2 protein-coding genes are annotated in these 1,598 nt (G+C 62.8%); one reads left to right on the top strand and one right to left on the bottom strand.

All coding sequences use genetic code 11. The features are described from left to right. Positions 1-93 precede the first annotated feature (93 nt). Complete coding sequence (locus VGN12_14225) at positions 94-546, bottom strand: Hsp20 family protein (GenBank protein ID HEY4310603.1); 453 nt, start codon at positions 544-546, stop codon at positions 94-96. Positions 547-717: 171 nt separating this feature from the next. Here VGN12_14225 and VGN12_14220 point away from each other — a divergent pair. Continuing rightward, positions 718-1,598 (top strand): alpha/beta hydrolase (locus tag VGN12_14220; GenBank protein ID HEY4310602.1); only part of this gene is annotated, 881 nt, incomplete at its 3' end.

The following is a 1,598-nucleotide window of genomic DNA, read 5'->3' as shown; positions in this document are numbered from 1 at the left end:
CGCCGGCCGCCGCCGCGCACGACGACAAATACTGACAATAAAAAAGCGCCCCGGAAATTCCGGGGCGCTCCGTTTTCACGAACCGAAGTCGCGTTAGGCCGCTACTTTGGCATCGACGACCTGCGCTTTAGCCTGGCCGTTACCGATCGGAATCTGGCGCGGCTTTTTCGCCTCAGGAATTTCGCGCACGAGATCGACGTGCAGCAAACCGTTTTCGAGAGTCGCGGACTTCACCGTGACGTAGTCGGCGAGCTGGAACTGGCGCTCGAAGGCGCGCGCCGCGATGCCCTGATAGAGCACGTCGGCATTTTCCTGCTTGGCCTGCTTGGAGCCCTTGATGGTCAGCGTGTTCTCTTTCGACTCGATCGAAAGCTCGCCTTCGGCAAAACCAGCGACCGCGACAGTGACGCGGTAATCGTTTTCCGCTGTGCGCTCGATGTTATAGGGCGGGTAGCCCGGCGCAGTCTCAGGGCCGTCGAGGAGAGAGAACAGCCGGTCGAAACCGACGGTGGAACGATAAAGGGGAGCAAGATCGAACGTACGCATAGGCAAGTCCTCCAAAGTTGAGCGACATGCGGGCAGTCCGCCTGATGGCCGAACCAAACCCGTGCGCAGCCGGTATGGCCTGCGCAAGAGAGATATGGGAATGTGTTTTTGGGCTCGCAAGTGGCGGTCCCGTGGTCGAATAATACAAGAAAAATCAGTTAGTTAGAGAATATGCGCCTCATATCGATTCCCGCCAATCCGGTCCCCGATCACGCCGTTGCCGGTGCCATCAAGACGCCCGATGGGGTAACGCTTCGCTTTGGCCGCTGGGATCCGCCACCAGGCCGCAAGGGCACGGTCGTGCTGTTGCAGGGCCGCGCCGAATACATCGAAAAATACTTCGAGACGGTGCGCGATCTGCAAGCACGGGGTTTCGCGGTGGCGACTTTCGACTGGCGCGGCCAGGGCATGTCGGACCGCGCGCTGGCCGACCGCGAGAAGGGCCACGTCCGCAATTTCTCCGAATACGCCACTGATCTGCGCGCCATCATGGAGCAGGTCGTGCTGCCGGATTGCCCGCCGCCGATCTTCGCGCTCGGTCATTCGATGGGCGGCGCCATCGCCATTCGCGCCTGTCATGACGGCAGCCGCTGGTTCGACCGCGTCGTGCTGTCGGCGCCGATGATCGGGCTGCGCTCCGGCCCGTTGTTGCGCGCCGCCGGTCCGCTGGCGCGCACGCTGCGTTTGCTTGGGCGCGGCAACGCCTACATCCCGACCGGCCACGGCAAGGCAACGGGTTCGGAAGATTTTCTCGGCAACGTGCTGACGTCCGACCCGGTGCGCTTTTCGCGCAACGCCGCGGTGCTGGAGGAAGAGCCGACGCTCGGCATCGCCGCGCCGACGATTTCATGGGTCGATGCTGCCATGCGCGCGATGAAGCAATTCGCCGTGCCGTCTTATGCCGCGCGCATCCGCCAACCGTTGTTGCTGGTCGCCGCCGGCCGCGACGAAGTCGTATCGACGCCGGCGATTGAAACCTTCGGGCTTAGTCTGCTCGCGGGCCGCCATCTCATTCTGCCCGGTGCACGTCACGAGATCCTGCAAGAGCAGGA

The organism is Pirellulales bacterium (assembly GCA_036499395.1).
Lineage (GTDB): Bacteria > Planctomycetota > Planctomycetia > Pirellulales > JACPPG01 > JACPPG01.
The sequence above is the reverse complement of the archived record's forward strand: the minus strand, read 5'-3'. Positions and strand labels throughout refer to the sequence as shown.

Coding starts and splice junctions, on each gene's coding strand:
- VGN12_14225 (HEY4310603.1), bottom strand. CDS start 546: ATGCGTACGTTCGATCTTGCTCCCCTTTATCGTTCCACCGTCGGTTTC.